We start from the raw sequence: 12,498 nt of genomic DNA, 5'->3' as shown, positions 1-12,498 counted from the left end.
AGCACGACCTCCCGAGGGCCCTTCCGTATGCCTGGAAGTCGGGCGGCCCGGCTTGCCCGACGTGCCCGACGCGCCCGCCGCGCCCGGCTTGCCTGACGTGCCAGACCTGCCTGACGGGGCCCGGCATGCCCGACGAGGCCGTACGAGGCCGTACGAGGCCGTACGAGGCCCGGTGCGCGACCTCAGCCGAGGCGCTTGACCGCCGCCTCGACCCGCTCGTCGGTCGCCGTGAAGGCGACGCGTACGAACCGCTCCCCCGCCGCCCCGTAGAAGTCTCCGGGCGCGACCAGAATGCCCAGCTCCGCCAGGTGCGCGACGGTGTCCCAGCAGGGCTCGTCGCGGGTTGCCCACAGGTAGAGGCTCGCCTCGCTGTGCTCGATCCGGAAGCCGTGCTTCAGCAGCGCCTCGCGCAGCGCGCCGCGCCGCGCCGCGTACCGGGCCCGCTGCTCCGCGACATGCGTGTCGTCGCCGAGCGCCGCGACCGTCGCTGCCTGCACCGGCGCGGGCGTCATCATTCCGCCGTGCTTGCGGACCTGCAGCAGCTCACCCAGTACGGCCGCGTCGCCCGCGACGAAGGCCGCGCGGTAGCCCGCCAGGTTCGAGCGCTTGGACAGCGAGTGGACGGAGACGATGCCTTCGTACGTACCGCCGCAGACATCCGGATGCAGTACGGAGACGGGCTCGGCCTCCCAGCCCAGCTCCAGGTAGCACTCGTCGCTGAAGACCAGCACACCGTGCTCGCGGGCCCACGCCACGATCCGGGTCAGCTCGTCCTTCGACAGGACCCGGCCGGTCGGGTTGGACGGCGAGTTCAGCCACAGCAGCTTCAGTCCGGCGGGGTCGAGTTCTGTCCCCGCGGCGTCGGCAGCAAATGTCCCGGCGTCGTACACGACCGGGGTGGCGCCGCAGAGTCGCGCGCCGACCTCGTACGTCGGGTAGGCGAGGCGCGGGTACGCGACCTTGTCGCCGGCGCCCAGGCCGAGCTGGGTCGGCAGCCAGGCCACCAACTCCTTGGAGCCCACCACGGGCAGCACATTGGTGTGTCCGAAGGACACGGCCCCGAGCCGCCGCTCGCACCAGCCGACCAGCGCGTCGCGCAGCGCGGCCGTCCCCCACACCGTCGGATAGCCGGGCGAGTCCGCGGCGGCGACGAGGGCCCGCTGGATCAGCTCGGGGACCGGGTCGACGGGCGTGCCGACGGAGAGGTCGACGATGCCGTCCGGGTGGGCCGCGGCGGTCGCTTTGTACGGCTCCAGCTTGTCCCAGGGAAAGACGGGGAGACGGGACGATACGGCGGACACGGTGCTCACTTTCTCGTACGTACGGCGCGGGGCAGCGCAAATGCCTCGGCCCCGTACGGCGGACGAACCGTACGGGACCGAGGTCGCGCGATCAGCCGTTCTGCGGCGGAAGCGCGGCGATGAAGGGGTGGTCGCGCTCGATCAGGCCCAGCTTGGAGGCGCCACCGGGCGAACCGAGCTCGTCGAAGAACTCGACGTTCGCCTTGTAGTAGTCCTTCCACTCCTCGGGAGTGTCGTCCTCGTAGAAGATCGCCTCCACCGGGCAGACCGGCTCACAGGCACCACAGTCGACGCATTCGTCCGGGTGGATGTACAAGGACCGTGAGCCCTCGTAGATGCAGTCGACGGGGCACTCCTCGATGCACGCCTTGTCCTTGACGTCGACACAAGGCTGCGCGATGACGTAGGTCACGCTGTCGTTCCTCCTCGATAGGGCGCGGCGTCCGATCTCCGGCTCGCCGCGGGGCTGCGCGGGAGCGCGGCGTCGTCGATGCCCGCCCCTAGTATCTCCGTTCCTGGGGATGATCCGAACAGGAGGGGAGGACTGAGCTGTGGAATTCACCGCCGGGGGACGTCTGGAGGTCCGCATCACCCCCGCTGACGTGGGCAAACGTGTATCGGTCCGGCGGCTCGCCGAGGAGGGGTCCGGGGCGGAGAAGTTCACCGACACGGTTGGTGTTCTCACATCCTGGGACAACGGTGTGCTGCTGATCACACGCAGGACCGGCGAGACCGTCCGTATCCCGGAATCGTCGCTGGTCGCAGGCAAGACCGTCCCGTCGGCGCCGGCGCGTCGGCGGGGTCCCGCGGCGTCCTTCGAGGAGCTCGCGAGGGTGTCCGCGCGGGCGTGGCAGCCGGTGGAGAGCGAGCCGCTCGGGGAGTGGCAGTTGCGGGCGGCATTCCAGGAGGTGCCGCGCGAAGCGCGTCCTGGAGGGGTGGTGGTCGGGCGACGGGTGGGCTTTACGCGGCGTGCGAACTCGGTGCTGGCGCTCGGCGACCCGGGGATGCCGCTGGACGACGCGCTGGCACGGATTGCCGCCTGGTACGCGGAGCGTGGCCTTCCGCCCTACATCCAGGCCGCGACCGGCGCGGAGGGCACGCAGGAGCGGCTCTGCGCGGAGCTGGAGAGCCGCGGCTGGGAGCGCGAGGTGACGACGGAACTGCGCGTCGGCGGGCTCGCGCCGGTCGGCGACGTGGACATGGACGTGTCGCGGGTACGGCTCGCACGGTCCGTCGACGAGTCATGGCTGCGGCGCTACCAGCGGTTCGCCGTGCCGGGCCCACATGTGCTGAAAGTACTGGGCAGCGGCCCGTCTGTGTGGTTCGCGACCGTGCCGGGCGAATCCGACGTCCCTGCGGCGATCGGCCGTTGTGTGGTCGACGGACGCTGGGCAGGCTTCATGGCGGTGGAGGTGGACCCCGCCCGGCGGAGGGAGGGCCTGGCGACGGCCGTGATGGCGGCGCTCGCCCGCCGCGCCCTGGACGAAGGTGCGTCGGCAGCCTGGCTGCAGGTCGAGTCGGACAACGACGGGGCCCGGGCGCTGTACGAGGGGATGGGTTTCACGGTTCATCACCTCTACCACCATTTCCGATACTCCCGATCTTCCTGAACGGGTACGAGACGCATATGCACCCGCCACACCCCGAGGCAACGCGCTGGCGGCGCCGGTTCGCCGAGGAGGCCCGCGCCGACCGGCCCGACCTTGCGACGCTGTGCCTGCTGGTGGGCACGGAGGCGGACCCGTCGCTGGACGAGGCGGCCCTGGACGCCGCCCAGATGGAGCTGGACCGGCTGGCGGGACTGCTGCCGTACGGCATCGCAGGTCCCGAGTCCTGGGCGGCGGCCCTGGCCGCCCTCCTCGGCGACCGCTGCGACTTCCACGGCACGCCCGGCTGCTACCAGCGTCTGGAGTCCTCCCTGCTCCATGAGGTCCTGCGGCGCCGTCGCGGCCTGCCGATCCTCCTCTCGGTCGTCTGGCTGGAGGTCGCCCGCCGCGCCGGCGCGCCCGTGTACGGCGTCGCCCTCCCCGGCCACTTCGTCGTCGGCTTCGGCGATCCGGCGAACCCCGTGCTCGCGGACCCCTTCGCGGGTGGCCGCCTGCTGACCGGAGCGGACGCGGAGCTCCTCGTCGTGGGCGCGACGGGCGCGCCGCTCGACCCGTCGATGCTGATCCCGGCGAGCCCGCTGCAGATCGTCCTGCGCATCCTCAACAACATCCGCGCCTGGTCGGCCGCGCGCCCGGAACGTACGGATGTCGCGCTGTGGGCCGTCGACCTCTCCCTCCTGCTCCCCTCCCACCCGGCCCGTCTCCGCTTCGAACGAGCCCAACTCCTCGTCCAGTGCGGGGAATTCCTCGCGGGAGCGGCGGAGATGGACGCGTACGCGGACGTCGTCTCGGCGGTGGAGCCGACGACGGCGGCGTCGATCAGGCGCCGGGCGCACGCGGCGCGGTCGATGCTGAACTGAGACCGGAGGCTCTGCGGCTCGGACCCAGCACGAGAGGTACCTCCACTCGCGGGGACCACGGGCGATGCGGTCCGTCGCCTCAAGCCTGTGCCGCACGTGGCCGATCACGTTCGTGAAGACGTGGGAAAGCGGCGCCGAGCCGGTTCGGTTCGCCGCCGGGGCCAGGTGGTCACGAACGGAGGGAGAGACACCGTGGATCTCGGACTGGAGGGCCGCGTGGCCCTGGTCACCGGCGCGAGCAGGGGAATCGGGCTGGCGATCGTGAAGGCCTTGGCGGCCGAGGGGGCCCGGGTGGTGGCCGCCGCGCGCAGGTCCTCCGACGAGCTCGACGCGCTGATCCGGAGCGGGACGGTGCGCCTGGTGCGGGTGGATCTGGCCGACGGCGACGCCGCCGCGCAGCTGGTCGACGCGGCCGGGGACCAGGTCGACATTCTCGTGAACAACGTGGGTTCGGCCTCCGCGCGGCCCGGCGGGTTCCTCGGCACCACGGACGAGGAGTGGGAGGCGACGATGAACCTCAACCTGTTCGTCGCGGTGCGCGTCACGCGGAGGGTCCTGCCTCTGATGCTCGCCAAGGGCCGCGGCTCGATCGTCAACATCGGCTCGGTCAACGCCGTGTTCCCCGACCCGGGCGTGATCGACTACTGCGCCGCCAAGGCCGCGCTGGCGAACTTCTCCAAGGCCGTTTCCAAGGCGGTGGGCGGCCAGGGGATCCGGGTGAACACGGTCAGCCCGGGCCCCGTCGAGACCGATCTGTGGCTGGGCGCCGATGGCGTCGCGGCCACCGTGTCCCAGGCCACCGGGATGGCGCCGGAGGACGTGACCGCCCGGGCCGCGGGCCTCGCGGTCACCGGCCGGTTCTCGACGCCGGCCGAGGTCGCGGACGCGGTGCTGTTGCTGGCGAGCGACCGGGCGGGCAACATCACCGGCTCCGACATCACCGTCGACGGCGGATTCGTGACCACCTGGTAGGCGGGAACCGGCACCGGGTGGGGTTGCGGGGCCGGTAGGCGGGGCTTGGCACCAGGTGGGGGCTCCGGCACCGGTAGGTGGGGGCCGGCACCCGGTGGGGGCCCGGGGCACCGGTGGGCGGGGATCCTGACCGCCTGGTAGGCGGGTCGGTGCCCATCAGGAGGTGCCCTCATGGCCGACACGCAGTACGACCTTGCCGCGCGGATGCTCCGTCAAGAGCGCCTCGTAGGCCGCTCGTGTCTCGGTGAGCGGCACCACGCGGTCCACCACCGGCCTGAGCTTTCCCTCGTCGATCAGTTCGTTGATGGCCACCAGGCCGGGCCGGTCGGGTACGACGATGAAGAACAGGCCTCGTACTCCATGAGCGGCAGCCTTCTCCTGGTCCGGCGGCTGGACGATGCTGACCAGGATTCCGCCCGGGCGCAACGTCACCCAGGACCGCTCCAGGGTTTCTCCGCCGACCAGGTCGAACACCACGTCGGCGTCCCGCACCAGGTCCTCGAAACGCTCGGCCTCGTAGTCGATGACCCGCTCCGCGCCGAGCCCCGTGACGAAGTCCTTGTCACGCGCCGAGGAGGTGGCGGTCACCCGCCCGCCCAGGGCCACGGCGATCTGCACGCCGAAGGTGCCGACGCCTCCGGCGCCCCCGTGGATCAGGACGTGCTGTCCCGGTTGCAGCGCGGCATGGTCCACCAGCGCCTGCCACGCGGTGAGGGCGGCGAGCGGGAGTGCCGCCGTGTGTTCGTGGTCCAGCGCGGCCGGCTTGGAGGCGAGCATGCCCGCGGGAACGGTGACGTACTCGGCGGCCGCACCGTCGCGGGTGAACGGGATCAGGCCGTAGACGTCGTCGCCGACCGCGAGGTCGGTCACTCCACTGCCGAGCGCGGCCACCACGCCCGAGAACTCGTGCGCGGGGACGGTGGGCGTGCGGTCGCGCCCCGTCGCGTCGAGGCTGTCGGTCCAGGTGGCGTCCCAGGCGAGTTCGCCTGCCGTGATGGAGGCGGCGCGGACCGCGACGAGCACTTCGCCCGCCGCCGCTTCGGGCCGGGGCGCCGACTCGTACGCGAAACGTTCCGGGCCGCCTCGCTCATGGGCCCGTACTGCGTGCATCGTGGTGGCCATGAGGTGATCGTTGCCATGAACCGGCCGGCCTCAGTCCCTCGGCCGTCCTCGGTCACTCCTCGGCCGTCCTCGGTCACTCCTTGGGCAGAACCTGGGAGCACTCGTCGGGCAGAACCCCGGGAGCCCCGGTCCGTCGTCGCGGACAGGGGCTCCGGGGGTTCCAGGACGGATGCGTGTCAGCCCTGCGGGTTCAGCTCGATCGTCTGCGTACGGTCGGCCGGGGTCTTGCCGAGGAGCGCCTTCTGCATCGCGAAGGCGACGTCGTCCGCGGACAGCTGATGCTTGTTGCCGTCACCCTTGGTGATCATGATGCCGTCGAAGACGCCGTCCAGGAGCTCGTTGATGGCCTTCTTGTCGTAGACCTCGACCAGCCGCCCGTCGACCGCCTTCATCGAGAGGATCTTCGGCAGGGACCTCGAAGGCCCGAACTGGATCTCCTTGCCACCCGCCTTGATCGTGATCAGGCCGGACATGGCGGGCTCGGCGAACTCCTTCATCGCCCGGTCCAGTTCGGTCTGGGTGATGGTCGGCTCGCGGGTGGCGACCGGCAGCTCCACGGTGTTGATACGGCCGGTCTCGACCTGGGCGCGGTACGCGTCCCGCACCGAGATCATCGACTGCCCGACGTCCAGCGCCTTGCCCGACTTGCCCGGTACGGGGACGGCCTTGCCCGGCTCGAACTTGATCGTGCCCTCGGTGGCCGAGCCCGACGCGCCCGCCAGGTCGGTCAGGGCGACGCTCAGCTTCTCCTCGTCGACCGGGATGACCGGCTGCGCCTCGCGCTCGCCCCCGAAGAGGGTGGCGATCACCGAGACCGGGTTGTAGTCGCTGCCCGCGGCGGCGCGGACGGTCGCCTGGCTGTCGAGGCTGAGGCCCGCCTTGTCCGGGGCGAGCTGCTCCTTCTGGCCGCCGACGGTGAGCTGCAGCGGCGACGTGGCGCGCTTGCCGAGGGCGGCTTCGAGCTTGGCGACCGCCTGGTCCCTGGTGCCGCCGCCGATGTCGACGCCGAGGACCGTGGTGCCCTTGGGCACGTCGGAGTGGTTGAGCAGCAGCCCGGCGCCGTACGCGACACCGAGCAGGCCGAATACGCCCGCTCCGGCGAGCACGAGCTTGGAGCGGCCCTTCTTCGCCGGCCTGGAAGAGGACGACGAGGAGGACGGCGACGAGGCCGCGGGGGCGGGCGGAGCCGCCGACGGGCCTGGCGCGGTGCGCGCCGATGCGGCCGGGCCGGGGAAGTCCGGCGCCGAGAAGTCCGGCGCGGACGGACCGCCGGGGCCGCCCGGCCACGGCGAGTTCGTGGCGTCGGGACCTGCGGGCGGGAACGGCGAGCGGTGCTGCTGCGGCGGGACCACCGGGATGCCGCTGGTCAGCGTGTCCCCGGAGACGTTGCCGCCGGGTCCGGGAGGGCCGACCGGACCCGCCGGACCGGCCGGGCCGGTCTCGGGAGCGGGCTGCTGCGGGGTGAGTACGGCGGTGTCGTCGCTCATCCGGGGAGCACCGCCGTGGCCCGGTGCGCCGCCGCCCGGCGCGAACGGCGAGGTACCGGTGACCGGCCCCGCCGTGGGAGCCGCGGGACCCGCGAGGCCGGCGGGTGCGGAACCCGGCGGGCGCACCCCGAGCTGAGGCGTGGCACGGCCGTGAGCGTCCGCGTCCGCCGCGAGGTCGTCGAGCCCGCTCCTGGGGCGGGACCCGGCGCCGGTCGGGGCATCCGAGAAGTACGGAACTCCGGGCGCGGACGTCTGCCCGTTCGGAGCGCCGGACGGACCGGGGATCCGATGCGCACCCGTGTCGTCGGCACCGGAGGCCGGACCGGCGCCCGACGCCGGACCGGCACCTGCGCCCGGACCCGGTCCCGGCGCCGGAGCGGCAGCCGGAGGAGGCGTCTGAGCCGGCGCCTTGCGGGGAGCGAACCAGTCGCTGGTCCTCTCCTCGGCGGGCTTCTCCGCGGCCTCGGCCTCACCCGTGCCACGCCCGGCGTCCGTGGCTGTGGCAGCGCCCTGCGCGGGCGCGGGCGGCCGCGGCGTGCTGCCCGTGCGCTCGGCGGCGCCGTCGCGCTGTGCCACGACGCTCTTCTTGTCCACGTCGCTCATCGGCGTACGCATGACGACCGGCGGGATCGGCCGCGAACCCGGAATGTTGATCCGGATACGGGTCGTCAGCGTCGTCTCGGTCCTGGGCTCGTCCGGCTGCGGCGCGGACGCCGGCTCGGCTCCCTCCTCCGGAGCGTCCTGCGTGGGATGCAGCGACGGATACTGGCGGGAGCCGTACGGCGGTGTCCCCGAAGGGTACGCGGCTCCGCCACGCCCCTGGGGGCCGGAGGACGAACTGTCAGTTTCACGGCTCAAAGCAGGTTCTCCCGGTTGGCTCCGCCGCCCGTTCTTACTCTGTTCTCACTGCTGCGGGCGGCTCGGCGGCGCGCACCACCATACTGGCCGCCGCCGGAACGTATCCGGCGACTGCGCGAAGCGACGCTCCGCGGCCGCCGCAACGAGCGTGGGCATTTCGGCCTCAGATGGGACACGTCACTTGCCAAGTCGGCCGGAACTCCCGCCCGGTTGCGGCAACCGCGACATGGTGGCACACATCACAGCGATCACCATTCCGCCCAGCAGAAAGACGATCTCGCCGAGCCCGCCCGCGAAGACACCGTCCCCCTCCGGCCGTCCGGCACTGAGCAGGAGCACGGCGACGAGCCAGCCCGCCGCCGGTGCCAGCACTCCGAGCTGGGTGCCGGTGGCGCGCAGGCCACCGTAGAAAAGACCTGCCGCGCCGAGCAGCGCCAGCACCAACCCGGCCGGGAACCAGGCGGCTTGGACGAGCGATCCCGCGGCCCCGACAGGGACGCCGAGGACGGCGAGGCCGATGTACGCGGCGATGCGTCCCGGCTTGGGGGACCTGGCCGGCCAGGCTCCGGGCTGACTCATCACGCGGCCTCCTGCGTCGTCGTACCGATGGTGCCGGTGGTGCCGGTCGTACCGGCGAACAGATCGTGCTCGCGCTCGCCCTCCGGTGCGCCGGAGCGGCCGCGCACCAACTGGTAGTACTCGGTGGTGAACAGCGGCTGGCCGAGATCGTTGGAAAGCGCGAAGAAAGGTCCGTCCACGGCGATTTGGGTGGCGTGCGCGCGCATCGCGGCGGCCTTGTGCGCGAGGTAGGCGGAGCCGTCGATCTCGGCAGTGATCTCCGAATCGTCCACCACGCCGGGAATGTCCTCGATATCCGCGATGCCGGGGAAGTCGGCGCCCGCCGCACGCAGCCGGGCGAAACCCTCCTCGGCGACCGAGCGCGGCACCCGGTTCCAGTAGATCTTGGCGATGGTGTGCGGGGCGCCGAGGTCGCGCCGGAAGGCGGACTCCGCGGCGAGATCGGCCGCGCGCATGGCGACGCGGTGCGCCTGGATGTGGTCGGGGTGGCCGTAGCCCCCGTGCGGGTCGTACGTCACGAGGACCTGCGGCCGTACGGCACGGATCACCTCGACGAGATACGGGGCCGCGTCGTCCACCTCGGTGCTCCAGAACGCGCCGGGCCGGCGGTTCTGGGAAAGGCCCATCATCCCGGAGTCACGGAAGCGCCCGGGACCGCCGAGGAACCGGTGGTCGCCGACGCCCAGCTCCTTCATCGCGGCGGCCAGTTCACCGATCCGGTGCGCGCCGAGGCTGTCCTCCCTGTCGGCGGTCAGATGCGCGAGCTCGGGCGGGATGACCTCGCCCTCCTCACCGAGGGTGCAGGTCACCAGGGTGACCTTGGCGCCCTCTGCGGCGTACCGGGCCATCGTGGCGCCATTGTTGATCGACTCGTCGTCGGGGTGCGCGTGCACCAGGAGCAGACGACGGGCTGGGAGATCCGTCATGGCCCCAGCCTACGAGGCCCGGCCCCAGGGGTGTCCTGTGGATCGAGCCCGGCAAGATCCACCGGACAGGCCCTAGAACTTGATGCCGCCGATCATGCCCGCCACATTCGTGGTCAGCTCCGTGATGGTGGGTGCGAGGGAGGAGCTGGACAGGTAGAACCCGAGGAGCATGCAAACCGCCGCATGTCCGGCTTTCAGTCCGGATTTCCTGACCAGCAGGAAGACGACGATCGCCAGCAGCACCACCGCCGAAATCGAGAGTGCCACGGCGGTTCACCTCCACAAATATTCGGTCCGGACCGGGCAGCTTGCATGTGCCAGGAGGTTCCTACCCACCTAGCGCTACGGATCATAACTATCCGTACCACCGCATCGATCGGTGCACGGCAGCACATGGGGGCGCACACCCTCCGCCGAGTCCGTCGGACGCGGGCGAAACGGCGGCGCCAACGGCTAGGTTCGGTCGCATGACCATGAGGCAGCAGCTCTCCTTCCCCCGCCAGTACGCCAGGACGCAGCGCTTCACCCTCGGCGCACCGCGCGCCTTCACGGTGTCCCCAGACGGCTCCCGGGTGGTGTTCCTGCGGTCCCCTTCGGGGACGGAACGGGCGCACCGGCTCTGGGTGCTGGACCTCGAGGGGGACGTACGTGAGCGGGTGGCCGCGGATCCTGACGCCCTGCTGGGCGGGGCGGCCGAGGAGTTGTCCGCCGAGGAGCGGGCGCGGCGGGAGCGCAGCCGTGAGGCGTCCGGGGGCATCGTCGGGTATGCCGTGGACCGGGAGGCGGAGTTGGCGGCGTTCGCCCTGTCGGGGCGGCTCTTCACCGCGGAGCTGCGGGCCGGGACGGCACGTGAACTGCCTGCCGCCGGGCCGGTGATCGATCCGCGGCCCTCGCCGGACGGGCGGTTCGTCGCCTATGCGGCCGCGGGCGCGCTGCGGGTGATCGGCACGGAGGGCGAGGGGGACCGCGCGCTGGCCGAGCCGGAGGACGAGCGCACGTCATACGGGGTGGCGGAGTTCGTCGCGGCCGAGGAGATGGGGCGCTCGCGCGGCTTCTGGTGGGCTCCGGAGTCCGACCGGCTGCTGGTCGCGCGGGTGGACGAGTCGCCCGTACGGCGTTGGTGGATCGCGGATCCGGCGCATCCGGACCGGGAGCCGGCGGCGATGACGTACCCGGCGGCCGGGACGGCGAACGCGGACGTACGGCTCTTCCTCATGGGGCTCGACGGCTCGCGCACCGAGGTCGGGTGGGACCGGGCGCGGTATCCGTATCTGGCCCGGGTGCACTGGTCGTCGGCCGGGGCCCCGCTGCTGCTCGTCCAGTCCCGGGACCAGCGGACGGCGCTGCATCTGGCGGTGGACACGGAGACCGGTACGACGCGCACGGTGCATGTGGACGAGGACCCGGCGTGGATCGAGCTGCTGGCCGGGGTGCCCGCGTGGGCTCCGGACGGGAGGCTGGTGCGGGTCGCGGACGAGGGCGGGGCGCGGGTGCTGGCCGTCGGCGACCGGCCGCTGACCGGGCCGCAGTTGCATGTGCGGGCGGTGCTGGACATCGGTGAGTCGGATGTCCTGGTGGCGGCCTCGGCGGGTGAGGACGCCGCGGACCCGGAGATCGGCGAGATCCATGTGTACCGGGTCAACGAGCTGGGGACCGAGCGGCTCTCCGAGGGCGCGGGGCTGCATTCGGCCGTGCGCTCGGGGCCGGTGACGGTGCTCGCCTCCGCGCGGCCCGAGGTGAGCGCCTCGGCGGTTCAGGTGCTCCAGGAAGGGAAGCCGGTGGCCACGATCGCCTCGTACACGGAGGAACCGGTCCTTTCGCCTCGTGTGCAACTAGTTGAGGGGGGCGCACGGCGAATCCCGTGCGCCGTCCTGCTTCCGTCCGACTATCAGGAATCGGACGGTCCGCTTCCCGTTCTGCTGGACCCGTATGCCGGACCGCACGGGCAGCGTGTGGTCGCCGCGCGCAATCCGCATCTCACCTCGCAGTGGTTCGCCGATCAGGGCTTCGCGGTGGTCGTCGCGGACGGGCGCGGCTCCCCCGGCCGTTCTCCCGGCTGGGAGAAGGGGATCAAGGACAATCTGCTGCTGACGCTCGACGACCAGGTCGATGCGCTGCACGCACTGGCGGACCGCTTCCCGCTGGACCTCGGCCGGGTGGCCATCCGCGGCTGGTCGTACGGCGGCTATCTCGCCGCGCTCGCGGTGCTGCGCCGGCCCGATGTGTTCCACGCGGCGGTCTCCGGCGCGCCGGTCACCGACTGGCGGCTGTACGACACCCACTACACCGAGCGCTATCTCGGCAGCCCCGAGAAGCAGCCCGAGGTCTACGCGGCGAACTCCCTCGTCACGGAGGCGGGGCTGACCGATCCGGCCGAACCGGTACGGCCGCTGATGATCCTCCATGGCCTGGCGGACGACAATGTGGTGGTGGCACACAGCCTCCGGCTCTCATCGGCACTGCTCGCGGCCGGGCGCCCCCATGAACTGCTTCCGCTCACGGGCGTCACGCATATGACACCTCAGGAGCAGATCGCGGAGAACATGCTTGTGCTCCAGGTGGAGTTCCTGAAGCGCTCACTGGGGATGGATTAGGGCCTCTGTCTTGTGGCTCGGCCCGGCAAGATCCGGAGGACAGTCCCTGGAGCCCGTCCGGGGCGGGGCCGTTCACCGGCGGCGGGTCACCGGTCCCGGGTTCACCAGCCCGGTGGCGGGGACGAGGGCGGGGGCGGGCCGAACCCGTCGCCCTGCGGATATCCGTAACCGGCGGGCTGCTGCCCCTGTGGC

General features: G+C 72.1%; 11 protein-coding genes. 4 read left to right on the top strand and 7 right to left on the bottom strand.

What is annotated here, in order from left to right:
• Nucleotides 1-182 precede the first annotated feature (182 nt).
• Together dapC and fdxA are read right to left on the bottom strand one after the other, a co-directional pair.
• Nucleotides 183-1,301: a succinyldiaminopimelate transaminase gene (dapC, locus tag ACWGI8_RS27630; RefSeq protein ID WP_453664907.1), complete on the bottom strand. Its 1,119-nt coding sequence runs from the start codon at nt 1,299-1,301 to the stop codon at nt 183-185.
• A 91-nt stretch (nt 1,302-1,392) separates the two neighbouring features.
• Nucleotides 1,393-1,713 (bottom strand): ferredoxin, encoded by a 321-nt coding sequence (fdxA, locus tag ACWGI8_RS27625; RefSeq protein ID WP_003985062.1) that lies wholly within the window; start codon nt 1,711-1,713, stop codon nt 1,393-1,395.
• Nucleotides 1,714-1,852: 139 nt separating this feature from the next.
• Here fdxA and ACWGI8_RS27620 point away from each other — a divergent pair, with 139 nt between their 5' ends.
• From ACWGI8_RS27620 to ACWGI8_RS27610, 3 genes are all read left to right on the top strand, one after another.
• The gene (locus ACWGI8_RS27620) at nt 1,853-2,911 is read left to right on the top strand and encodes a GNAT family N-acetyltransferase (protein WP_453664906.1); all 1,059 of its coding nucleotides are present in this window, start codon (nt 1,853-1,855) and stop codon (nt 2,909-2,911) included.
• A 17-nt stretch (nt 2,912-2,928) separates the two neighbouring features.
• Nucleotides 2,929-3,768, top strand: coding sequence for a transglutaminase family protein (locus tag ACWGI8_RS27615; protein WP_453664905.1), 840 nt, complete (start codon nt 2,929-2,931; stop codon nt 3,766-3,768).
• A gap of 192 nt (nt 3,769-3,960) precedes the next feature.
• A complete protein-coding gene (locus ACWGI8_RS27610) occupies nt 3,961-4,740 on the top strand; it encodes an SDR family NAD(P)-dependent oxidoreductase (protein WP_453664904.1) in 780 nt (259 codons plus the stop codon).
• Between the two features lie 156 nt (nt 4,741-4,896).
• Here ACWGI8_RS27610 and ACWGI8_RS27605 read toward each other — a convergent pair whose 3' ends face one another.
• From ACWGI8_RS27605 to ACWGI8_RS27585, 5 genes are all read right to left on the bottom strand, one after another.
• Nucleotides 4,897-5,862 (bottom strand): NADP-dependent oxidoreductase, encoded by a 966-nt coding sequence (locus tag ACWGI8_RS27605; protein ID WP_453664902.1) that lies wholly within the window; start codon nt 5,860-5,862, stop codon nt 4,897-4,899.
• Between the two features lie 176 nt (nt 5,863-6,038).
• Nucleotides 6,039-8,207 (bottom strand): hypothetical protein, encoded by a 2,169-nt coding sequence (locus ACWGI8_RS27600; RefSeq protein ID WP_453664901.1) that lies wholly within the window; start codon nt 8,205-8,207, stop codon nt 6,039-6,041.
• 177 nt (nt 8,208-8,384) lie between these two features.
• On the bottom strand, nt 8,385-8,786 hold the full coding sequence (locus tag ACWGI8_RS27595) for a DUF6113 family protein (protein WP_453664900.1): 402 nt from the start codon (nt 8,784-8,786) through the stop codon (nt 8,385-8,387).
• Entirely contained in the window at nt 8,786-9,712 is a 927-nt protein-coding gene (gene mshB / locus ACWGI8_RS27590; protein ID WP_453664898.1) for an N-acetyl-1-D-myo-inositol-2-amino-2-deoxy-alpha-D-glucopyranoside deacetylase, read from the bottom strand. The genes ACWGI8_RS27595 and mshB overlap by 1 nt, the downstream gene beginning before the upstream one ends.
• A gap of 72 nt (nt 9,713-9,784) precedes the next feature.
• Nucleotides 9,785-9,979 carry a hypothetical protein gene (locus ACWGI8_RS27585; protein ID WP_453664896.1) on the bottom strand — a complete coding sequence of 65 codons (195 nt, stop codon included), beginning with the start codon at nt 9,977-9,979 and terminating at the stop codon, nt 9,785-9,787.
• A 200-nt stretch (nt 9,980-10,179) separates the two neighbouring features.
• On the opposite strand from ACWGI8_RS27585, the gene ACWGI8_RS27580 reads away from it, so the two are divergent.
• The gene (locus ACWGI8_RS27580; RefSeq protein ID WP_453664895.1) at nt 10,180-12,306 is read left to right on the top strand and encodes a prolyl oligopeptidase family serine peptidase; all 2,127 of its coding nucleotides are present in this window, start codon (nt 10,180-10,182) and stop codon (nt 12,304-12,306) included.
• The last annotated feature ends 192 nt before the right edge of the window (nt 12,307-12,498 follow it).

This window comes from Streptomyces sp. NPDC054841, from assembly GCF_053611045.1.
This window is presented reverse-complemented; position numbering and strand designations above follow the sequence as displayed.

Coding starts and splice junctions, on each gene's coding strand:
- ACWGI8_RS27595 (WP_453664900.1), bottom strand. CDS start 8,786: ATGAGTCAGCCCGGAGCCTGGCCGGCCAGGTCCCCCAAGCCGGGACGC.
- mshB (WP_453664898.1), bottom strand. CDS start 9,712: ATGACGGATCTCCCAGCCCGTCGTCTGCTCCTGGTGCACGCGCACCCC.
- ACWGI8_RS27615 (WP_453664905.1), top strand. CDS start 2,929: ATGCACCCGCCACACCCCGAGGCAACGCGCTGGCGGCGCCGGTTCGCC.
- ACWGI8_RS27605 (WP_453664902.1), bottom strand. CDS start 5,862: ATGGCCACCACGATGCACGCAGTACGGGCCCATGAGCGAGGCGGCCCG.
- ACWGI8_RS27580 (WP_453664895.1), top strand. CDS start 10,180: ATGACCATGAGGCAGCAGCTCTCCTTCCCCCGCCAGTACGCCAGGACG.